The organism is Pseudomonas cedrina subsp. cedrina, assembly GCF_001983175.1.
GTDB classification, from domain to species: Bacteria; Pseudomonadota; Gammaproteobacteria; order Pseudomonadales; family Pseudomonadaceae; genus Aquipseudomonas; species Aquipseudomonas cedrina.
On record NZ_MNPW01000005.1, the window covers coordinates 1 to 22,161 of the forward strand.

Sequence of the window (22,161 nt, forward strand, 5' to 3'; positions counted from 1 at the left end):
GACCATAGAGCATTGGAACCACCTGATCCCATCCCGAACTCAGTAGTGAAACGATGCATCGCCGATGGTAGTGTGGGGTTTCCCCATGTGAGAGTAGGTCATCGTCAAGATTAAATTCCAGAACCCCTGTTTGCTAATGCAAACAGGGGTTTTGTTTTTGTAGAAGTCCATGAATTTTCACCGGCACGTTGTTCACACAACGGTCTGGTATACAGAATTTCTTGACGACCATAGAGCATTGGAACCACCTGATCCCATCCCGAACTCAGCAGTGAAACGATGCATCGCCGATGGTAGTGTGGGGTTTCCCCATGTGAGAGTAGGTCATCGTCAAGATCAAATTCCAGAACCCCTGTCTGCTAACGCAGACAGGGGTTTTGTCGTTTAGATCGGCGAAATCGCCGGTAATGGGCCTCTGGGTTAATACTTACTGTTAACCCGTTGTAGCGCAATGCCCCACAAGGCATTTGCCCCCGCAAAGCGGATTCTTGTACGACAACCACCGGTCGGTTTCCTACGCAAAAACGCCATATGTCCTACAAATCCCTAAGTTTTGCCAACCTTTGGCCGAAAGCCTGAAGAGCCATGCGTGCACCGAAATAGAGCGGCCAAAGAAGCTGCCTATACCCTTACATGGAATGTTCCTCTCGGCACGCTCACCCCCTTTGGCAAAAAGAAGTCGATGATATGAATCTCAAGTTCAGCCATAAAATCCTGTTGGCCGCGTCAGGCGTCGTGGTGTTGGCCTTCGCGTTATTTACCCTTTACAACGACTACCTGCAGCGCAGCACCATCAAGCAGAACCTGGAGTCGTCCATCCAGCAATCCGGTGAACTCACCGCCAGCAGTGTCCAGAACTGGCTCAGTGGTCGAATACTGGTACTCGAAAGTCTCACCCAAAACGTCGCCCACCAAGGTAGTGGTGCCGACCTCCCAGGCCTGGTTGACCAATCCGCGTTCACCTCGAACTTTCAGTTCACCTATGTGGGCCAGACCAACGGTGTGTTCACGCAACGTCCAGACGCAAAGATGCCCGACGGTTATGACCCCCGTCAGCGCCCCTGGTACAAGCAAGCTGTAGCTGCAGACAAGCCCATGCTCACGCCACCTTATATGGCCGCAGTGGGTGGGCAGATCGTGACCATCGCGATGCCGGTGAAAAAGAACGGTGAACTGCTCGGCGTAGTTGGCGGTGACCTGAGCCTGCAGACCTTGGTGAAGATCATCAACTCGGTGGACTTCGGCGGCATCGGCCATGCGTTCCTGGTCAGCGGCGACGGCCAGGTCATCGTCAGTCCTGATGAAGACCAGGTGATGAAAAACCTCAAGGACATCTACCCCGGCACCCAGTTAAAAATCGAAAGGGTCAATCAGGACGTCGTTCTCAATGGTCAGGACCGCATCCTGTCATTCACGCCTATCAGCGGCTTGCCTGGCGCAGATTGGTATATCGGTCTTTCAATTGATAAAGACAAAGCCTACGCACCGCTGGGCAAGTTTCGCACTTCCGCATTAATCGCTATGTTAATCGCCGTGGTCGCGATTGCCGTACTCCTGAGCCTGCTGATCCAAGTCTTGCTGCGCCCCCTGACCACCATGGGCGTGGCCATGCAGGATATCGCCCAGGGCGAGGGCGACCTGACCCGCCGTCTGGCTGTCACCAGCAAGGACGAGTTCGGTGAAGTTGGCAGCGCGTTCAATCAATTCGTTGAGCGCATCCACGCTTCGATTTCCGAGGTGTCCTCGGCTACACGCCAAGTGCATGATTTGTCCCAGCGTGTGATGGCCTCGTCCAATGCTTCTATCATTGGTTCGGACGAGCAGAGCGCGCGCACCAACAGCGTGGCTGCAGCGATCAACGAACTGGGCGCCGCTACTCAGGAGATCGCTCGTAACGCTGCCGATGCTTCACAGCACGCCAGTGGTGCCAGCGAGCAGGCCGACGATGGACGCAAAGTGGTGGAGCAAACCATTCTCGCAATGTCGGCGCTGTCGCAGAAAATCAGCCTGTCCTGCACCCAGATCGAGACCCTGAACGCCAGCACTGACAATATTGGTCACATCCTTGATGTGATCAAAGGTATCTCCCAGCAAACCAACCTGCTGGCGCTCAACGCAGCCATCGAAGCGGCACGCGCCGGCGAGGCCGGTCGCGGTTTTGCGGTGGTTGCCGACGAAGTGCGCAACCTGGCTCACCGTACCCAGGAGTCTGCCGAAGAGATCCACAAAATGATCACGTCGCTGCAAGTGGGCTCGCGTGAAGCGGTCACCACCATGAATGCCAGCCAGGTCTCCAGCGAAGAAAGCGTAGAGGTCGCAAACCAGGCCGGTGAGCGCCTGGTCAGCGTGACGCAGCGGATCGTGGAGATCGATGGCATGAACCAGTCCGTCGCAGCGGCAACCGAAGAACAGACCGCCGTGGTGGAAACCCTCAACGTTGATATCAACCAGATAAACCTGCTGAACCAGCAGGGCGTGGCCAATCTCAACGAAACCCTGAAAGATTGCGATGCGCTGTCTCAACAGGCCAATCGGTTGAAGCAACTGGTCGATAGTTTCAAGATCTGACCCGCTGATTGATCAGGCAGGAGCGATTCATGTTGCTCCTGCCCGCTTAGCCAAGCATCCGGCGAACGTTGTCCAACGCGCTATCGACGAAGCCTTGCACAAACTGTCTAAACCCTGTGTTCGCGTCATCTGTGGGTTCCGCGATAATCGTCCAGGTCACCTGGGAACATTGCGCTCCAAGCGATTTCACCTGGATCGCCGCCCATAACCTGGCCACGCCCAGCGTGTTATAGATAGTGGTCCAGGTCATGTGCATGGCTTGCTCGTCCCGGCTATTGAGCTGCTCCACCACGCGGTTGCCATCGCGGAAAAACTTCGTACGCAAGGCGCCCACACCTGTGCCCGTCATCTCGATGTGCGTCAGGTCAGGAATGAACACATCGAAGCCTGCAAATTGCCCCACCATGTTCCACAGCCGCGTCGCATGACAGTCGACCACGACAGACGCCACTATTGGCAGACCGTTCGGGTTGCGAATTAACGTATCGGGTTGCAGCGGTTTCATGAAGTTGTCCTGAGGCATTCAAAAAAAGCCAATGGTCTTGAGGTAGTCGCAGCCTTTGCTCAACAGCGCCGGATCTTTTTCAGGATAACGTGCGCCCATCTGCCGGACCCCCTGTCGCGCGTTTTCATGGCGAATCTTCGACGTGTCACCAATATCTTCATCCAGGCGGCCGAGATAAAAGCCCAACACGCCAAACAGGGCGTTGTCCTGGCCGACCGTTCGTAGCGCCTGTTGCCACCGCGCGATACTTACCCGCTTGAAGCGGTGGCCGGCTCGGCTGAAAGCATCCAGATAGCGGGCCCAGCTCAGAGGTTGTGGGTTGTGCAAGTTGAATACACTGTTGTCGGCTTGAAAGCGGGCGCAGTGGAACGCAATGAACCGAGCCAGAAAGTCCACCGGCATCAGGTCGAAGTTTAGTGCCAGTCGCGGTAGCAGACCCAGTTGCAATGATCCCTTGAGCATCAGCATCAAGCGATTTTTTTGCGGTTGGCACACACCCGTTACGCTGTTGAAACTGACATTGCCCGGGCGGAGGATGTTCACCCAGCCCCCGCGCTCCACCGCACGGCCCAATTGCCGTTCGGCGACCCACTTGGACAGGTTGTAGCCATTCTTGATGTACAGCGGCAACGTGGCGGCGGCGGGTGCTTCGAGGACATAGCCCTGTGTGTCGATACTGCTTGCAGCGGACAGCGTCGAGATAAAGTTGAAGACCTTTTTGCAGTGTGTCTCGCACAGGCGCAGGCACTCGAGCATGGGATCGACGTTGTCCCTGGCCAATGCCGCGTAGTCCATCACGTGATTGACCTGAGCGGCATTGTGTATCAGCACGCCGAAGTCTTTGGCGAGCGTGTCATAAGCGTCGCAGGCCAAACCCAATCGATGCAGGCTGATATCGGCGCTGAATACCTGCACCCGGCTCAGGTCCAGATGCTCCAGGCGATACTCGCACAGCGCCTGTGTAAAGCGTTCCGTCGCCGAATATCCTGGTTCCGCGCGTACCAGGCAGGCCACCTGGGTTGCGCCACCGGCGAGCAACGCCTCGACGATATGGACACCGACAAAACTGTTGGCCCCCGTCACGATCACTCGGTGCGGATCGCCGGCGCGTTCATCCGCCAGCGTGTTGTACACCCACTCCCGTTGAGCATCGCGAGCGGCCTGGCTGAAGCGCGCATCGGGTCGTTCGCCGTCCTCCACCAAGGTTGCCAGGGTACGAATCGTCGGCCCCTCAATGAAGTGGCTAAGCGCGAAGCTACGGCCGAATTGCTCGCGAACGCGCAGCAAAAGGGTCGACAGCAAAATCGAATGGCCGCCGAGATCGAAGAAGCTTTCGTCGATAGATATTTTTGCCGCAGGCAATGCCAGCAGTTCGCTCCACAAACAGGTCAGCCGCACGTGAAGCGGGGTTTGTGCCGCGCAGCAGTCAGCCTGCGCAGTAGGCGAGAGCGGCAGTGCCAGCAACGCCCCGCGATCGACTTTGCCGTTGCCGGAACACGGCATGCAGGGCAGTAAATTCCAGAATCCGGGTCTCATGTAGTCCGGCAGCCACTGCCGCGCGTGTTGCTGCAGGGCCGCCACAGTGGCCCCCGGTTCAGGTTGGGCGACATAGCCTCGGATCCTGAATTCGCGATCGATCACCACCGCCACCTGGCGATACAGCCGACTGTTACGCAAACACTGTTCAATCTCTTGCGGCTCAACCCGAAACCCTCGGATCTTCACTTGATCATCTCGCCGCCCCCCCAGTACGATCCCGTCGGCGGTCCACTTTGCCAAATCGCCGCTGCGGTAAGCCCGCAAGCCCCGGCCGCCTGGCACGGCCAGCTCCACGAACGCAGGGGCGGACTGTTGCGCAGCGTTTACATACCCCAGGCTCACCCCCGGCCCGACGATATAAAGCTCACCCATCACCTCTTCATCCACCGGCTGCAGGTCATCGTCGAGAATCAGCACTTGGCTGTTGGCGATGGGGTAGCCGAGGTTGCGGTTGCTATCAGCGGGGTTCAACGTCCGATGGGTAACCAGCACAGTCGCCTCCGTGGGCCCATAGAGGTTATGAAACCGGCACTGCTTCGCCAGGTGTTCGATCACATGGGGCTCGCACACATCACCGCCGGTCAGCAGATGCTTCAGGCCCAGTGGTTCTCCTGGTGGCAGAATGTTCAGCAGGGCTGGCGGTAGAAAGGCATGGGTGACGCGTTGCCGGTGGAGCAGACCCAGTAGCTGCCGAGGATCTTGTCGTTGCTCCGCATCAGGAACGATCAATTCGGCGCCTGCTATCAGCGCGGGGAAAATGTCGATCAGCGACGAGTCAAAGCTCACCGGCGAAAATTGCAGGACGCGGGCCTGCTCATCCAGCTCCATACAGGCCCTGAACCAAGCCGCAAAATGTGCAAGGTTAGCCTGGCTGAGCAACACTCCCTTGGGGTGGCCGGTGGTGCCCGAGGTGTAGAACGTCATGCAGGGAGCATCAGCCGCGGGCCGGTGGCGCATCAGTGGGCGCGTCAAGTCGGCGCCGCGCAGGTCAACACTTCTGACATCCAAGGTAATGAAACACTCCCGCAAGGGATGCCGACCGGCGTCAAGCAATACCCGCGCATCAGCATGTTCAAGCATGACCAAATGGCGCTGAGGAGGATGGTCCGGCGCTAGCGGCAGATACACCGCTGCGCAGCCCAGTACCGCAAGAATACTGGCGTACAACTCGGTGGATTTTTCCAGGCATACGCCGACCACTGCTGACGTCTGCGCAGTCTCCAGCAATGGTTGCAGCCGCTGCTGGATCGCGATGGCGTGAAGCTGCAATTGACGATAAAGCACTTGGTTGCCGGCGATGTTCAGCGCCGGCCGGTCAGCGAAGGTTTGAAGGCTGGCCTGCAACCGTTCGATTACAGGCACCTGGGCTTCCTGCATGGCAGCAGGGTCTTCAGTGCGGTTGAAGCGATGCACAAAAGCCAGCGCGTCAAGCTCGCCCAAACCCTGCTCGGGCCATTCATTGGCCGCGGCGCTCATGCAGAAATATTCAGGATCCCGCGAAAACCCACTGACGTGCAGCGCGACCCACTCCACCAACGCCTGTGTGACCTGCCGGCGCAGGCGCTGGCCATTGCCGTTGCGCTCGTCCGCGACGTCCAGTACCGCTGACAGCTGCCGTCCAGGCCCATATGCGCGTAGTTGCAGCGCGGGCAGCCCGCAGTCGGCTACCGGGCCGACACCCAGGCGCAGGCTTAGTCGTGGAATTGGGCCGGTGTGATCCAGCGCTCCGTGGCTGCCGTCATCGATACAAAGGTCGATGCCCTCGTCACCCGAGGCATGACCATACTGTTCCAGTTCCTGCCTGATGGCGCCCAAGGCGCTGCTGGCGCCGGCAAATCCGATGGTCAGTCGCCGCATGTCGCCCTCCGGGACACTGGCAGGTAAGCGTCCAGCGCTTGCACCACGCTCGGCGTTTGCAGCAAACCGCTGTGTTGCAGGAAGCTGAGGATATTGCCCATCAATGGGTGCTGCCGGGTGATGGGAAAGGCCAGCGCCGCGGCTTCATCGCGTAGTGCGCCGCGCAAGCTGGCGCTGATGTCGAGGTGTTCGATCAAGTGCAGGTCGAAGCTTTTATGCAGATCGTTCGTCAGGTAGTGGGCCAGGAAAATAGGCAGTACCTGGGCGATGCTATCGCGGTCGTCGTTGCTCGCAGTTTGCCAATACAAACGTACGAGCCGTGTCCAGAACCGGGCGTGGCGGCCTTCATCAAACAGGTGGTCGGCCATCAAGCCACGGATGGAGGCCTTGACGCTGGCGTCCTTGGAAAACGCCGCCACATCGTGGGTCACGGTGTTTTCGGCAATGGCCACGCCAATCAGCGCTATTGCATCACGCAAGCGCGCTGGCGCCTGTGCCTGCGCCGCCGGCAGCGCGCGGCTCAATTCGATTTCCCGCGGCGGCTCCAACGGTTGTATGCCGGTCATGGCGACGGTTTGCTGCAGGAAATCCAGCGCAACCAGCGCGTGGTAGTCCTCGTCCACGACGACGGTCATCGCGTCAACGCGACAGGCAAGCGGGAAGGGGACCGAGAACTGATTCTTGGCAATGCTGCGCGCGGTCTTGTCGACGATCTCGGTCTCGAATATCACGACGTCATTGATGAATTTGTAGAAGCTTTGCACCAGCACGAAATCGCGCCATTGCGGGCAGTGTTCCAGGAATGTCCCACAGAGCACCAAGGGTTGGCGGCACAACGGATAGATCAGCTTGTCATCGTCCTCCAGTAAGCGACGAGGACGTGTGCGGATGGTTGCGCGGCGCTCCCAGTCATTGGCAATAGCTTGGTAGTCGGCGGCGTTCATAGGTGCACCGCTTGCAGCGAGGCCCGAACTTCATCCCAGAACGCGATACGCCCCTCCACAGCCGCCAGGGCGGCGTCGTTGGCCTGTTGCGGGTACGCCGGGTCCGCACTGGCGAGGCGCTGCAGCAACTGTTCGGCTGCCGGCCCATGGTCCTGGGCGTCCAATTCGATGTGCCGCTTGAGGTAGGCACACAAGGTAGGTGCCTGGCGACGGACCCATTCATCAGCGTTCAGGAGGCGCGTGAACATCGTCGGGATGACATGCTCGCGACTGTGCAGAAAGGCTGCCGCCACGCAATGGGGCGGCGCGTTCAGCGCAAGGTGCAAGGTGCCGCTGACGAAGCAGGCTACGCCGGGAAGCACCTCGATCTCCTGTAAGGCGGCAGTTGCTTCTACGCCCTGGCGTTGTAGCGCGACAAAGCGGTTGATAGGCAAGGTGCTGGCGCCCACTTCAGTCATGGCCTCCAGGTAAAGTTCGAAGTGGCTGCAATAGCCTTCCCCCGGATGCAGGTCTGACTCCTCAGCCAGCACGATCTCGTTGATCAGGCGTGCGGCTTGCGGGTCGGCAGGTGGCAGCCAGGGCAGGCGAGTGCAGGTCAAGTCCTGCTGCAGGCGTTTGGCGAGGGTCATGAAGTCCCAGACGGCAAATATGTGGCTCTCCATAAAAAGTTGTAACTTGCGCAGGGAAGTTATTTCTGAAAATAACGGATGGCTGCATAACTGCAGTTTTGCTGTTTCAAGTAATGGTTGATGCATGGTTGGTGCCTTAATTGTTGCGTTTGCTGTGAGCGCAGCGATAAGTGTTTTGTTGGCAAGAAGTGAGTGGGTATCAACCAGCCGCCGACGCGCAGGGTCGCTCCATAAAAGGACTGCAACGTCGAGTGAAGTGTCTGGTTCAGGAGTAAAAGATAATAAGCGGGTTAAACAAGTTGGCGAGCATACAAATGTGTTAGAAGTTTTTCTAAATAATATGCGCTGTAAGTTACTTTCTTGGTTGTCGGTGGGAAGTTTCCACGGGGCGGCGCGCTAATACTTAGCCAGGCAGCCCCGCAACAGCGATGTTCGAAATAGCAGCGGTGTGTTTTATTGCGTGCGTTTAATGTTGTCGACATCCAAGCCATTGAGGTACGCCGTGATCACCTCCATGCCTCGCATCAAATGATTGCGCAGCGTCAGGATGCTTTGCGCGGTTTTCTTTTGCGCCACCAGGCTCAGCAGTTCGCGGTGATCTTCCTGGGAAGTCTCACCCAGGCCCATCGCTTCGAGGTTGTAACGCAGGAAACGTTCTTCCTCGTTCAAACCGTGTTCCACCAATTTGAGCAGCCGCTGGTTCGGGGCCTTGCCATACAGCGTCATGTGGAACAGCCGGTTGAGGCGACCGATCTCGCGGTAGTCTTTTTCCTGTTCCAAAGCGTCGATGATGGCGTTCGCCTCGACGATATCTGCCTCGGTGAGCAAAGGAATCGACAGGCGCAGCGCTTCAGATTCCAGCAGCATCCGCAGTTCATAGGTTTCGGCCGAGTTATCCTCGATCAACGGTGCAACGACGGCACCCTTGTGGGTCACCACATGCAGCAGTGACTGGGCTTCGAGCTGGCGTAAGGCTTCACGCACCGGCATCCGACTGACCCCGAACAAGCTGGCCAATTCCTGTTGGCGCATGGCGGTACCGCAGGGCAACCGACCATCCAGGATGGCGTTGCGCAAGGTTTCTTCAATCACGGAGCGAGCGAGATGCGCGGGAATAGGTCCGCTGATCTTGATGCTGTTCAAAGGGGTCGGCTTATGCGTCACGGTTACGCTACGCTCCTTATTATAATGGGGTGGCTAATTGGATCCAAAGGCACACTAGGGGCTGCCCATAAGCTTGTCAAACCCGCACGGTTTCGGCTTGTAAGCGGCTCAACATGGCGCTCCGAGCACCCACAGCCAGGTTTATCGAGTCTTACGCAGCCACGTTCAACTTGCCTGCCTCCGAGGCGGCGATGGCGATGACACCCGAATATCAAGCCAGCGCAGTATGAGCCCTGGACGCCTAGCCGCGAGGGATCGCGCCAGAACATTTCCTGTCTATCGTTATTCGCTAACGGTATTTAAATTGCTGTTCTTATATCTATAAAGTCAACATCCTGTCTGACCGGGAGTGACCTTATGTCCGCCATCTCTACTGTTCCAACAGCGACCGCCACCACCCAAACCTTTGATATCCGTCCGTTGCCCGGCAGTGTCGGCGCCGAGATCATTGGCCTGAATTTGTCGCAACCGGTCAATGACCAGGATTTCGCACGCATCCATCGCGCGCATCTGGAGCATCACGTCGTGGTGTTCCGAGACCAACGCATCACCCCTGAGCAACAGATCGCCTTCAGCCGCCGCTTCGGCGTGCTGCAGATCCACGTGCTCAAACAGTTCTTGCTGGCCCACCACCCGGAAATCCTGATCGTTTCTAACATCATTGAAAATGGCCAATCCATTGGGCTGGGTGACGCGGGCAAGTTCTGGCATTCGGACCTGTCCTATAAGGAGCTGCCAAGCCTGGGCTCGATGCTGCACGCCCAGGAGCTGCCCAGTGAAGGCGGCGACACGTTGTTCGCCGATATGCACAAAGCCTGGGACCAACTACCCGAGCACCTGCGCAAAGCTGTTGAGGGGCGCAGCGCGGCGCATTCCTACACCGCGCGTTACAGCGAAACCAAATTCGAAGGCAACTGGCGGCCCACGTTGACGCCCGAGCAGCTTGCCCAGGTCGCTGAAGTGGTGCACCCCGTTGTGCGCACCCACCCGGAAAGCGGCCGCAAGGCGCTGTTCGTCAGTGAGGGCTTCACCACCCGCATCGTCGGCCTGCCGGAGGACGAGAGTCGCGATCTATTGACCCAGCTCTACGCCCACAGCGTGTTGCCACACAACATCTACCGCCACCACTGGCAGCCCCACGACCTGGTGTTCTGGGACAACCGCTCGCTGATCCACCTGGCTGCCGGCTGCCCGAGCCATCTGCGCCGCAAGCTGTACCGCACCACCATCCAGGGCGACGCGCCTTTCTGATTCGGAGCATGACCATGTCCAGGAAAATTCCATATGCACGCCTGGCCGCGACCGTCGGCCTGGGCCTCAGCCTGCTGGCCGGCAGCCTTGTTGCGCCAGCGGCCGCGCAGGCAGAAGGGGAGATTCGCATTGCTGAACAGTTCGGCATCGTCTACCTGCTCCTCAATGTCGTGCGCGACCAGCACCTGATCGAGAAGTACGGCAAGCAGGAGGGCATTGACATCAAGGTCGACTGGACCCAGCTGTCCGGCGGCGCAGCGGTCAATGACGCGTTGCTTTCAGGCTCCATCGACATCGCCGGTGCCGGCGTCGGCCCGCTGTTGACCATCTGGGACCGCACTTATGGCAAGCAGAACGTCAAGGCCGTGGCATCACTGGGCAACTTCCCGTACTACCTGGTGAGCAACAATCCCAAGGTCAAGACCATCGCCGATTTCACCGAGAACGATCGCATCGCGGTACCGGCGGTGGGCGTGTCTGTGCAGTCGCGCTTCCTGCAATATGCTGCGGCCAAGCAGTGGGGCGACAACGCATTCAACCGCCTCGACAAATACACCATTGCCGTCCCGCATCCGGATGCCACCGCCGCCCTGATTGCCGGCGGCACCGAGCTGACCGGGCACTTTTCCAACCCGCCGTTCCAGGATCAGGCCCTGGAGAACCCCAACGTGCATGTGGTGCTCAACACCTACGACCTGCTCGGTCCGAACTCACCCACGGTGCTGTTCGCCACCGAAAAATTCCGCAATGACAACCCGAAAACCTACAAGGCGTTCGTTGACGCATTGACCGAAGCGGCGCAGTTCGCCCAGAACGATAAAGGCGCCGCGGCCGACACTTACCTGCGCGTGACCAAGGCCAGGATCGACCGCGCCGCACTGTTGAAAATCATCGATAACCCGCAGTTCGAATTCAGCGTCACGCCCAAGAACACCTATCCGCTGGCGGAATTCCTCTACCGCGTCGGCGCCATCAAACACAAGCCTGAATCATGGAAGGACTACTTCTTCCAGGACGCCAAGCCCCTGCAAGGAAGTTGAGATGAACGCACCCTTGCAAGGCCACACGGCCAGCAACCTGCACACCGCCGCGCCGTTGCTGGCGGTGGATAACGTCAGCCTGGAATACCGCACCCCCGAGCGCGTCGTACGGGCCACGCACCAGGTGAGTTTCGAGATCGACCCGGCCGACCGCTACGTACTGCTCGGCCCGTCGGGCTGCGGCAAGTCCACCTTGCTCAAATCCATCGCCGGGTTTATCAAACCCTGCGAAGGCGAGATCCGCTTGCTGGGGCAAATGGTCGAACAGCCGGGGCCGGACCGCATCGTGGTGTTCCAGGAATTCGACCAATTGCCGCCGTGGAAAACCGTCAAACAGAACGTGATGTTCCCGCTGCTGGCCTCGAAGACCTTAAAGCGTGTCGAGGCCGAAGAACGCGCGCTGCATTACCTCGACAAAGTCGGCCTCAGCGCTTTCGCCGACGCCTACCCGCACACGCTTTCCGGCGGCATGAAAGCCCGCGTGGCGATTGCGCGGGCGTTGGCCATGCAACCGAAAATCCTGTTGATGGACGAGCCCTTCGCCGCCCTCGACGCGCTGACCCGGCGCAAGATGCAGGAAGAACTGCTGCTGCTCTGGGAAGAGGTGCGTTTTACCCTGTTGTTCGTCACCCACTCCATTGAAGAGGCGCTGGTGGTCGGCAATCGTATCCTGCTGTTGTCGCCCCATCCCGGACGGGTGCGCGCGGAAATCCACAGCCATCAATTTGACCTGCACAGCCTCGGTGGCGTGGCGTTCCAGGCGTCGGCGCGGCGGATTCATCGCCTGCTGTTCGATGAAGCACCCCAGGCCGAACGTGAGTTGGGTTTTGCCGACATCCGCATCGCTTATTGAAGGGCTGACCCCATGCGCCAGGAATACGAAATCACCCTCGAGCCGCTGCTCAGCGTTCCTGTGGAACGCGAGCTGCCCCTGCGCCAGCGTCTGTGGCAACAAGGCTGGCTGCGCAAGGGCCTGATCCTGATCGTGCTCGCGATCCTCTGGGAAGCCATCGCGCGCTACCAGAACAATGACTTGTTGCTGCCCAGTTTTCTCCAGACCGCTCACGCCCTTTACGACGGCTTGTTCAGCGGCGAACTGTTGAGCAAGGTGAATATCTCGCTGGTCGTACTGATCAAGGGCTACCTGATCGGCATCGTGCTGGCGTTTGCCTTGACCACCTTGGCGGTTTCGACCCAACTGGGCCGCGACCTGCTGAGCACCCTGACGTCCATGTTCAACCCGCTGCCGGCCATCGCGCTGTTGCCGCTGGCGCTGTTGTGGTTTGGCCTGGGGCAGAACAGCCTGATCTTCGTGCTGGTGCATTCGGTGCTCTGGGCACTGGCGCTCAATACCTACTCGGGGTTCCTGGGGGTGTCCGAAACCCTGCGCATGGCTGGCCGCAACTATGGCCTCAAGGGCATGCGTTTCGTGCTGTTCATCCTGATTCCGGCGGCGCTGCCGTCGATCCTTGCCGGCCTCAAGATCGGCTGGGCATTTGCCTGGCGCACGCTGATCGCCGCCGAGCTGGTGTTCGGCGCCACCAGCGGCAAGGGTGGCCTGGGGTGGTACATCTTCCAGAACCGCAACGAGCTGTATACCGACAAAGTGTTCGCCGGGCTGGCCGTGGTGATCCTGATCGGCCTGCTGGTGGAGAACCTGGTGTTTGACACGTTCGAGCGGCTCACAGTGAAACGCTGGGGCATGCAGCGCTGAATACGCTACGATTGCGCCGAGTTCACTCCCCACCGAACACGAGTGCCTGGCATGCAACTACCGGACATGAACCTGCTGGTCGCCCTCGACGCCTTGCTGGATGAGGGCAGCGTGGTCGGCGCGGCGCGCCGCATGAACCTCAGCCCGGCGGCCATGAGCCGCACCCTCACGCGCATCCGCGAAGCCGTGGGCGATCCGATCCTGGTGCGTGCCGGTCGCGGCCTGGTGCCGACGCCCAAGGCGCTGCAGTTGCAGGGCCAGGTGCGCAACGTGGTTGAGCAGGCAGCGTTGCTGTTTCGCTCGGCGGATCAGGTGGACCTGAGCACGTTGCGCCGCCGCTTCAGCGTGCGCGCCAATGACTTTTTCATTGGCGTGTATGGCGGTCGCCTGTTCGACACCATGGAGCGCATGGCGCCGCTGTGCGAGCTGTGCTTCGTGCCCGAAGGCGACACCGACGACGAAGCCCTGCGCGAAGGGCGGCTGGATTTGCGGGTGAGCAACACCCTGCCGGCAAGCCCTGAGGTGAAGGTGCAGAACCTGTTTTCCACTACCTTCGTCGGCCTGGCGCGGGAAGACCATCCGTTGTTCGATGAAGAAATTACCGCCGCCCGTTTTGCCAGCTATTCCCATATCAGCATCTCGCGGCGCGGCATTGCCCGTGGGCCGATCGACACCGCACTGAATGCCCAGGGCCTGGAGCGCCGCGTGGCGATGATCGCCCCAGGCTTTCACGGCGCCATGTTCATGCTGCCCGATTCCGACCTGCTCCTGCCGGTGCCCAAGGAAGCGCTCCTGAGCGCCAAACGCCTCAAACTGCCGCTGCGCGCGTTTGCCTTGCCGATCTCCCTGCCGACGCTGGTATTGGCCCAGTTCTGGCACCCGCGTTTCGACAAAGACCCCGCCCATAAATGGCTGCGTGAAACCATGCGCGAGAGCTGCCATGCCACATGGCTGGAAGCACAACCGGCTTAAAGTGAATGCGGTCTATGTGGGAGCTGGCTTGCCTGCGATAGCGGTGGGCCAAATAACCAATCTGTATCAGACAGTCCGCCATCGCAGGCAAGCCAGCTCCCACAGGCATCAACACTGGATTTTAGAGTTGCGTCTGACGCACTTATAACCTTCCAATAAGTAACTTTTTGTCATGGATGTACCTGATTAAACTGCTCGGGTATTGACCATTCCGAGTTACCTGTTCATGACTTCCCTCGCTGCACCCGCCCTTGAGGCCGCAGCCAAACCCACCGCCATCACTCCTCCCGTCTTCGGCCCGCGCATTATCATCGGCCTGGTCGGCGTGTTGCTGGCGGTGCTGGTTTCGGGCCTCAACGAGATGGTCACCAAGGTCGCGCTCGCGGATATTCGCGGTGCGCTGTCCATCGGTTTTGACGAAGGCACCTGGCTGGTTGCGGCCTATACCGCCACCTCGGTGTCCGCCATGGCCTTCGCGCCCTGGTGCTCGGTGACCTTTTCGCTGCGCCGCTTCACCTTGTGCGCCATCGGCCTGTTCACGCTGCTCGGCATCCTGTGCCCGTTCGCGCCGAACTACGAAAGTCTGCTGGTGCTGCGCACCGTGCAAGGCCTGGCGGGTGGCGCGTTGCCGCCGATGCTGATGACCGTCGCGCTGCGCTTCCTGCCGGCCAGCGTCAAGCTCTACGGCCTGGCCGGCTATGCACTCACCGCCACCTTCGGCCCAAGCCTGGGCACGCCGCTGGCTGCGCTGTGGACCGAGTACGTCGGCTGGCAGTGGGCGTTCTGGCAAATCGTCGCGCCTTGCCTGCTGGCGATGGCCGCCGTGGCCTACGGGCTGCCCCAGGACCCGCTGCGCCTGGAGCGCTTCAAGCAGTTCAACTGGCGTGGCCTGCTGCTGGGCTTTCCGGCGATCTGCATGCTGGTGATCGGCATCCTGCAAGGCAATCGCCTGGACTGGTTCGAATCGGGGCTGATCACCTTTCTGCTGTGGGGCGGCAGCGCGTTGCTGGTGCTGTTCATGCTCAATGAGTGGTCGCACCCCATGCCGTTTTTCAAGCTGCAGATGCTCGGCCTGCGCAACCTCTCGTTTGCCTTGATTGTGCTGGCGGGCGTGTTGATGGTGCTGACCTCGGTGATCATCATCCCGTCCAGTTTCCTGGCCCAGGTCCAAGGTTATCGGCCGCTGCAAACGGCGCCAGTGATGTTGCTGATGGCGCTGCCGCAATTGATCGCGCTGCCGCTGGTGGCGGCGCTGTGCAACCTGCGCTGGGTCGATTGCCGCTGGGTATTGGGGATCGGGCTGGGCATGCTGGTGCTGTGTTGCGTGGGCAGTTCGCAGCTGACCTCGGCGTGGATTCGCGACGATTTCTACGGGCTGTACCTGCTGCAGATTCTGGGGCAGCCGATGGCCGTGCTGCCGCTGCTGATGCTGTCCACCGGCAGCATCCAGCCAACGGACGGCCCGTTCGCCTCCGCCTGGTTCAACACCATCAAGGGACTGGCCGCCGTGATCGCCACGGGCGTGCTCGATACCTTGACCACCCAGCGCCTGCACTTTCACTCGACCCGGTTGGTGGACCGCCTGGGCAACTCGCCCCTGGTCGACGGCGACGCGCCGGGCTTGGCGCACCGTCTGCACGAGCAGGCCGTGGTGCTGACTTCTTCGGATCTCTACTACGTCATGGCCGCGGTCGCGGCGGCGTTGATCCTGCTGATTTTCTGGATGCCCACGCGGATCTTCCCGCCTCGCGCACCGACTTGATTGAAGGACTGTTCATGAAACGCAAAGATAAAATTGCCGTCTCCGTTATCGCCGTATTGGCGGTTGGCGTAATCGTGTACCTGGCCGCGCCGGGTCTGCTGGGTAGCAAGCGCCAGACCACCAACGACGCGTTCGTCGCCGCAGACTTCACCCTGGTGGCGCCGCGTGTGGCGGGCTTCATCAAGGAAGTGCTGGTGGAGGACAACCAGCGCGTCAAGGCCGGCCAGCTGCTGGCGCTGATCGACGACCGCGATTTCCGTGCCGCCGCCCAGGCAGCCGACGCCGATGCCCTGGTTGCCCAGGCCCAGCTGAAAAACGCTGCCGCGACCCTTGAACGCCAGAGCTCGGTGATCGCCCAGGCGCAGGCCACTGTCGCGGCGGATCGTGCCGAAGTGGCCTTCGCTGAACACGAATTGAACCGCTACAACCACCTCGCCGGTGTGGGCGCGGGCACCGTGCAGAACGCCCAGCAAGCCAAGACCCGCATCGACCAGGCCACTGCGCGCCTGGCCAACGCCACGGCGGTGCTGGCGGCCGAACGCAAGCAAGTGGAGATCCTCACCGCCCAGCGCAATGCCGCCGAAGGTGGGCTCAAGCGCGCCCAGGCAGCGTTGGAGATGGCCAGTTATCAGCTGTCGTACACGCGCATCGTCGCCCCGGTGGACGGCATGGTCGGCGAGCGTGCGGTGCGGGTTGGCGCTTATGTGACGCCAGGCAGCAAGATCCTCGCCGTAGTGCCACTGGGGGAGGCTTATGTGGTGGCCAACTTCCAGGAAACCCAGCTCTCCCATATGCATGCCGGCCAGGCTGTGCAGGTGCGCGTCGATAGCCTGGACGGTGAGCTGCTCAACGGGCATCTGGAAAGCCTGGCACCCGCCACCGGGGTGACCTTCGCTTCGATCAAACCGGATAACGCCACCGGCAACTTCACCAAGGTCGTGCAGCGCATTCCGGTGAAAATCGTCCTCGAACCCAACCAGGCGCTGACCGAACGCCTGCGGGTCGGCATGTCGGTAGAAGCCACCGTCGACACCCAGCCGACCGCGCAGCAGCATGAGGTGGCCCAGCAATGAAACAGATTGCCTGGCTTACCTTGAGCCTCATCAGCCTGAGCGCCTGCACCGTTGGCCCGGACTTCCACAAACCCGACAGCCCACAACTGACGCAATGGAGCCAACCCCAGGGGCGCCAGGCGGCCAGCCGTGCCGTCAGCGACCCGTTGCAGGAGCGCTGGTGGGGCGTGTTCCACGACGAGCAGCTCTCGGCGCTCACGCGTCGTGCGCTCACCGGCAACCTCGACTTGAAACTGGCCAGCAGCCGCCTGGAACAGAGCCGCGCCGTACGTCAGGTAGCCACCGCCGAGCGCTACCCCGATGTCGACGCCACGGGGGCCTACCAGCGCAAGCGCAACAGCGGCAAAGGCTTGAACGACCCGTCCGGTGAAAACGGCCGTTCGGCGTTCAACCAATGGGGCACGGGCTTCTCCGCATCCTGGGAGCTGGACTTCTGGGGTCGCGTCAAGCGCGAAACCGAAGCCGCCGACGCCACCCTGCACGTCGCCGAAAACGACCGCCGCGCGGTGCTGCTGTCAGTCCTGGCCGAGACCGCCCAGGACTACATCCAACTGCGCGGTGTACAGAACACTCGCGCCGTCACCGAGCAAAACCTCGACGTTGCCCGCCATAGCCTCAAGCTGTCGCAGTTGCGTTTGGCCGACGGCGTGGCGACCGACCTGGACGTCGCCGAGGCCGCCGCTCAAGTCGCCGCCATCGAGGCACGCCTGCCGGATCTGCAACAACGCCAGGACCAATTGATCAACGCCCTCAGCCTGTTGATGGGCGAGCCGCCCCAGGCCTTGCATGCGCAGTTGTCCAAGGACGCCGCCGTACCGCAAACCCAGCGCCAGGTTGCCATTGGCCTGCCGTCGGAACTGGCCGAGCGTCGCCCGGATATTCGCCAGGCCGAAGCCCGGCTGCACGCCGCCACTGCGAACATTGGCGTGGCAAAAGGTGACTTCTACCCACGCATTACCCTGTCGGGTAATCTTGGCTCCCAGGCCATGCAACTGTCGGATTTCGGTTCCTGGGGCTCGCGCGCCTTTGCCTTCGGCCCGCAGTTCAGCGTGCCGCTGTTCAACGGCGGACGACTGCAGGGCATGTTGAATCTGCGTGAAGCCCAGCAACAGGAAGCGGCGCTGGCGTACCAGCAAACCGTGCTGCGGGCCTGGCATGAAATCGACGACCAACTGACCCGCTACAACGCCAGCCAACTGCGCCGCGACAGTCTCGCCGAAGCCGTGCGCCAGAACCGGATCGCCCTGCGCACCGCGCAGCAGCAGTACGTGGAAGGCGTGGTGGATTTCGTCAACGTACTTACCGTGCAAAGCGCGCTGCTGGCGACGCAGGAGCAGTGGGTGGAAAGCTCGACGGGTGTGTCCCTGGCGATGGTTGGTTTATACAAAGCGCTGGGCGGAGGGTGGGAATCGGTGTATCCGCTGCAAACCGCCAGTGATCTGGGTGCCATTACGGCGAAGGACGCACGGTAGTGTCGAGCCTCACCTACGACTGGTAGGCAATCGGTTGTAGGACACGTCCTGATTGAGTCGTGGGTGAACCCTAAACGTCTCGCGAGCGTTAGCTTTTCATTGGCTAACCTCGCGAGAACTGCCTATGTCCATCGCCGAAAATCCTTACGCCACGCCGCAGTCCCGTCTGAGCTGGATGCCGGTTCGCCAACCCGTGTTTTTGGTCGTGGCTCCGCGCAAATTTCTCTCCATGGTGTTGCTGACGCTGGGCGGCTACTTTGTTTACTGGCTCTACCGCCAATGGACGCTTTATCAGCAAGCTAGCGGCAAACGGCTGTGGCCCTGGGTTCGGGTGCTGTTCCCGGCGTGCTACTTCTGCTCGCTCATTCTTCGCGTGATGCAGGAACTGGAACAGGGTGAATCCGCCTATTACTGGTGGCCGCGTTGCCTGGCGGTGATGATCTTTGTGTGTGGGTGTTTGCCCCTCACGGTGTTGTGGCTGCTCTCACCGTTTGCGGCACTTGCTGTAGCGGCCTGCATCGCCGTGTTGCAAGTGGCGCTCGCATTGCAGTTGCAGTGTGCGATCAATCACTTGGAACGCGATCCGGAGGGAGAGGGAAACGCGGGCCTGACGCGTGCCAATTGGCTTGGAATAGCGGCTGGGCTATTGGGGTGGGGGTTGCTTGTTATAGCAGGTGTCTGGGGCGCCGGATGAGGGGCCCACGTTTCAAGGGTTTTGCAAAAACACCACATACCCTCGAAACCACTCACTCCCTTGCAGATACTTCGGTTCCTCCCACGTCCCACCCTGAATCAAGCCGATCTTGAACGCCAGCCCCAGGCGATTCATGCGTGGCAGGTACGCCGCGTAATCCGGGATGCTGTGGCGCCCCTGATAGGTCTGCACCACCACTTCATCCACCACGCCCTTGAGCTGGGCGATGGCGGCGGGGTCGGCGTTGCTGCTCCAGTCCATCAGGCCGGTGATGCTCAGGCGCAGGTCGCTGGGAAGGCGCTGGCGCAGGTCGCGCAGGAAGTGGGCGTATTCGTGCAGGTACTGGGTGCGGGCGTCGAAATCGATCTGAATGCCGACTACCGGGTTGCCTGCGTCGCGCCAGCGTTGCACCTGGCCGAACAATTGGCGGTACACCTGCTCGGGCCAGTGCAGGGTGTGGGCGCGGTAGACGATCCAGATGTCGCCCTGGGTCAGGCGCGGCACGCTGATGCCTTGGGCGATCATCTGCACCCCACGCTGCGGGGCGCGGCGGGTGGAGTTGATCTGGCCCTGGAGGATATACAGCGTTTTGGCCTGCTTGAGCACCGGTTGTGGCGTGACGCCGCTCCACAGCCAGAAGGCATCATAGTCGCGGGCGTCAACGGCGCCGAAAGCCGGGCTTGCCAGCAACAGCAAGCCTAGCCAGAGGTGCTTCACCAGTAGTACTGCAGCGATTTGCCCCACTGGGTGTCGGCGTGGCTGCTTTTGAGCTGACGGAACCAGGCTTTGCGCACTGCCGGCGTGACATCCTGGCCGCCACAGCTGTTGTAGCCGGAAGGCGCATAGCAGTTGATGGCGCGGAACAGCGCGTAGGCCCTGTCATTCTTCGGCGCCTTGGCGTTACCAATCACCTGTTTGTAGCCGTCCAGGCGCGAGAACGTTTCACCCTTGAAGTCCGACGCGCTGCTGCCCAGGCTGCCGGCAGCGCGTGCCTGTTCCAACGGCATGCCGTCCAGGCCGTTGCGCAGGATGAACTCGCCCATGCAATTGAGGCCCTGTGGGTTTTTGGCATCGCCCTGCAAGGTCGCGGCGGTTTGCGCGATGCTTGGGCAGGCATAGCCGGACTCGGCCTTGTCGCCGTTCCACTGGAACAGCTTCAAGGTCTGGCTGGCGCCGTAGACGTAGCCCAGGCTGGTGCCCAGTTTGTCTTCCGGAGCAGCGGCCGGCAGTTGCTTGAGGTCGTCGGCGAAGGTGGCGTACTGGCCGCGCAGCAGGTCTTTGTAGAGCAGCACGAACTGCGCCGTCTGGCGCTCCACCGGATCGCTCGCCTGGCCGATCTGCTGGCGCAGCAGCTCGGGGCCCGCCACGTTGCGCAACAGGATATAGCGCACTTGCCTGGCGCTGATCGGTGAGTCGGCGGCGAAGACCTTGGCCAACTGGCCACTGCGCTCATAATTCATGGCCAGGGCCAATTCCAACTGGTCGCGTTGCAATGGCAGTTTCGCCAGGGGCAGCAGTTGCAGCCAGAGCGCTTCGGCGCCTTTCCAGTCTTGCTTGGCTTCCAGGGCCAGGGCGCGCAGGGTCTGCTGGCTGAAGGCGAAGTAGTCCAGGCTCGTCGGCACGCTCTGCGGCAAGTGTTTCAACGCGGCGTCCGGCTGATGTTCGGTATACAACGCATGCGTCGCCAGCAGGTAGTCGTACAGTTGCGGCGCGCCGACGAACGCGGCTTTTTGCTTCTCCAGGTCGGCGCGGGAAAGGGCGGGTTGGTTGCCACCGCGCATCACCATCAGGTCGCTGACGAGTTGGATCATTGGCGTAGTGACGGTCTGGCTATTGACCATCAACAGCTTGAGGTCAGCTTCTTCCACCAGTTCATCCACGGACACATTGCGCTGCGCGTTCGTTGCCGCGGTCATCGCCCAGGCGTAGGCCTCGGCGAGTTTGGTGTTGTCCCCCGCCAGCCAATACACGCGGCGCAACAGGCCGCGGGCAGAGGCCACGTAGTCGCCTTGTGGATATTGTTTCAGGTAATTGAGAAAGCCCTGTTCGGCATCGCTCAGCGCCGACTTGTCCACCTGCTCCAGGCGCGGCATGCCGTACTCGTCGAAGGCTTCAGCCTGGGCCTGGTTCAAGGAGGTGCGCGCGGTCATGTACAGCGCAGTCTGCTGCAGCCAAGGCAGATTGCTCGTGCTGGCGGCGGCAAAACCGCGTTCGGCGTAACCAAAGCGACCGCTGTAAAAGTCGGCGGCGGCTTGCAGGTAAGTGCGCAACCGTTGTCCTTCGCTCGACTGGATCTGCTGGGCGTCCGCCACCTGGCCGTCCCAGGAGCAGGCGGTGAGCAGTTTCAGGCGTGCCTTTACCAGCAACTCGCGTTCGGTCGCCGGTATATCGGCCTTGATCACCTGGCTGATAAACGCAGTGGCGCTGTCATCGTCGTTGCTGCGGCAGCGGCTGCCTTCACCGCTGAGGAACGCTTCGCCTGCGGTTTTGTAGTCGTCGCGCTTAATGCCCAACGGTTGGAGCAACGTGTCGAGTTCAGCGGTGCGCGAATCATCCGGCGCGCTGTCGGGTTCGTCGTTCGTTGCGGGCACGGGCGCCAGGCGATAGACCGGGAAGGGCACCGGGCCAAAGCCCTGGGCCAGGTCATCTTCGCTCAAGGCGTTGGGCGTCAGGGGCGCAGCATTTTTGTCCGCCAGCAACAGGCGCAGGTTGACGCGGCTGTCGTTGCCCGGGCTGAGGAAGGGTTGGTTGCTGCATGAGTCGAGGCTGTCACGCGCGACCCGCCAATCGGGGTAGCACGAGTCATCGGAACTGGCCTGGGCCTGTTGGGAAATTCCGGCGAGCAGTGCCAGTGCCAGGGGTGACAGAAAACCGATGCGCATGACGTGTCCTTGAGCCTGAGTCCGTGGAGGAGGGCAATAGTAGCGTGTTCCTACCACCGCTTCGGAGAAGCCCTGCACAAATTGTCGAATTGTCG

The 22,161-nt window shown here is 60.8% G+C and carries 17 protein-coding genes and 2 rRNA genes; 12 read left to right on the top strand and 7 right to left on the bottom strand.

Annotated elements, in window-relative coordinates; translation table 11 throughout:
• From rrf (BLL36_RS11060) to BLL36_RS11070, 3 genes are all read left to right on the top strand, one after another.
• A 5S ribosomal RNA gene (gene rrf / locus BLL36_RS11060) occupies nucleotides 1-110 on the top strand; the annotation flags it as partial.
• 110 nt (nucleotides 111-220) lie between these two features.
• Nucleotides 221-336 (top strand): 5S ribosomal RNA (gene rrf / locus BLL36_RS11065).
• A gap of 351 nt (nucleotides 337-687) precedes the next feature.
• Nucleotides 688-2,568, top strand: coding sequence for a methyl-accepting chemotaxis protein (locus BLL36_RS11070; RefSeq protein WP_076951472.1), 1,881 nt, complete (start codon nucleotides 688-690; stop codon nucleotides 2,566-2,568).
• Nucleotides 2,569-2,614: 46 nt separating this feature from the next.
• Here BLL36_RS11070 and BLL36_RS11075 read toward each other — a convergent pair whose 3' ends face one another.
• The 5 genes from BLL36_RS11075 to BLL36_RS11095 all read right to left on the bottom strand — a co-directional run bounded on the left by BLL36_RS11075 (nucleotide 2,615) and on the right by BLL36_RS11095 (nucleotide 9,206).
• Entirely contained in the window at nucleotides 2,615-3,073 is a 459-nt protein-coding gene (locus tag BLL36_RS11075) for an SRPBCC family protein (RefSeq protein WP_076951883.1), read from the bottom strand.
• Between the two features lie 18 nt (nucleotides 3,074-3,091).
• A complete protein-coding gene (locus BLL36_RS11080) occupies nucleotides 3,092-6,469 on the bottom strand; it encodes an amino acid adenylation domain-containing protein (RefSeq protein ID WP_076951473.1) in 3,378 nt (1,125 codons plus the stop codon).
• Nucleotides 6,457-7,413 (bottom strand): diiron oxygenase, encoded by a 957-nt coding sequence (locus BLL36_RS11085; protein ID WP_076951474.1) that lies wholly within the window; start codon nucleotides 7,411-7,413, stop codon nucleotides 6,457-6,459. The genes BLL36_RS11080 and BLL36_RS11085 overlap by 13 nt, the downstream gene beginning before the upstream one ends.
• Nucleotides 7,410-8,168: a DUF3050 domain-containing protein gene (locus BLL36_RS11090; RefSeq protein WP_076951475.1), complete on the bottom strand. Its 759-nt coding sequence runs from the start codon at nucleotides 8,166-8,168 to the stop codon at nucleotides 7,410-7,412. Before BLL36_RS11090 ends, BLL36_RS11085 begins: the two co-directional genes overlap by 4 nt.
• Nucleotides 8,169-8,495: 327 nt before the next feature.
• Nucleotides 8,496-9,206 (bottom strand): GntR family transcriptional regulator, encoded by a 711-nt coding sequence (locus tag BLL36_RS11095; protein ID WP_076951476.1) that lies wholly within the window; start codon nucleotides 9,204-9,206, stop codon nucleotides 8,496-8,498.
• Nucleotides 9,207-9,563: 357 nt separating this feature from the next.
• Between BLL36_RS11095 and BLL36_RS11100 the strand changes: the two genes are divergently transcribed.
• From BLL36_RS11100 to BLL36_RS11140, 9 genes are all read left to right on the top strand, one after another.
• Complete coding sequence (locus BLL36_RS11100) at nucleotides 9,564-10,457, top strand: TauD/TfdA dioxygenase family protein (protein WP_076951477.1); 894 nt, start codon at nucleotides 9,564-9,566, stop codon at nucleotides 10,455-10,457.
• A gap of 14 nt (nucleotides 10,458-10,471) precedes the next feature.
• Nucleotides 10,472-11,497: an ABC transporter substrate-binding protein gene (locus BLL36_RS11105; RefSeq protein WP_076951478.1), complete on the top strand. Its 1,026-nt coding sequence runs from the start codon at nucleotides 10,472-10,474 to the stop codon at nucleotides 11,495-11,497.
• 1 nt (nucleotide 11,498) lies between these two features.
• A complete protein-coding gene (locus BLL36_RS11110; protein ID WP_076951479.1) occupies nucleotides 11,499-12,350 on the top strand; it encodes an ABC transporter ATP-binding protein in 852 nt (283 codons plus the stop codon).
• Between the two features lie 12 nt (nucleotides 12,351-12,362).
• Entirely contained in the window at nucleotides 12,363-13,211 is an 849-nt protein-coding gene (locus tag BLL36_RS11115) for an ABC transporter permease (protein WP_076951480.1), read from the top strand.
• Nucleotides 13,212-13,262: 51 nt separating this feature from the next.
• Nucleotides 13,263-14,183: a LysR family transcriptional regulator gene (locus BLL36_RS11120; protein ID WP_076951481.1), complete on the top strand. Its 921-nt coding sequence runs from the start codon at nucleotides 13,263-13,265 to the stop codon at nucleotides 14,181-14,183.
• 226 nt (nucleotides 14,184-14,409) lie between these two features.
• Nucleotides 14,410-15,945 (top strand): MFS transporter, encoded by a 1,536-nt coding sequence (locus BLL36_RS11125; protein WP_076951884.1) that lies wholly within the window; start codon nucleotides 14,410-14,412, stop codon nucleotides 15,943-15,945.
• Between the two features lie 14 nt (nucleotides 15,946-15,959).
• Nucleotides 15,960-17,018, top strand: coding sequence for an HlyD family secretion protein (locus BLL36_RS11130; RefSeq protein ID WP_076951482.1), 1,059 nt, complete (start codon nucleotides 15,960-15,962; stop codon nucleotides 17,016-17,018).
• Nucleotides 17,015-18,490, top strand: a complete 1,476-nt coding sequence (locus BLL36_RS11135) for an efflux transporter outer membrane subunit (protein WP_076951483.1) — start codon at nucleotides 17,015-17,017, stop codon at nucleotides 18,488-18,490. Before BLL36_RS11130 ends, BLL36_RS11135 begins: the two co-directional genes overlap by 4 nt.
• Nucleotides 18,491-18,614: 124 nt before the next feature.
• Nucleotides 18,615-19,184 (top strand): hypothetical protein, encoded by a 570-nt coding sequence (locus BLL36_RS11140; RefSeq protein WP_076951484.1) that lies wholly within the window; start codon nucleotides 18,615-18,617, stop codon nucleotides 19,182-19,184.
• Nucleotides 19,185-19,196: 12 nt separating this feature from the next.
• Here BLL36_RS11140 and BLL36_RS11145 read toward each other — a convergent pair whose 3' ends face one another.
• A complete protein-coding gene (locus tag BLL36_RS11145; RefSeq protein WP_076951485.1) occupies nucleotides 19,197-19,901 on the bottom strand; it encodes a DUF3142 domain-containing protein in 705 nt (234 codons plus the stop codon).
• Nucleotides 19,898-22,066 (bottom strand): tol-pal system YbgF family protein, encoded by a 2,169-nt coding sequence (locus tag BLL36_RS11150; RefSeq protein WP_076951486.1) that lies wholly within the window; start codon nucleotides 22,064-22,066, stop codon nucleotides 19,898-19,900. Before BLL36_RS11150 ends, BLL36_RS11145 begins: the two co-directional genes overlap by 4 nt.
• Nucleotides 22,067-22,161 lie beyond the last annotated feature (95 nt).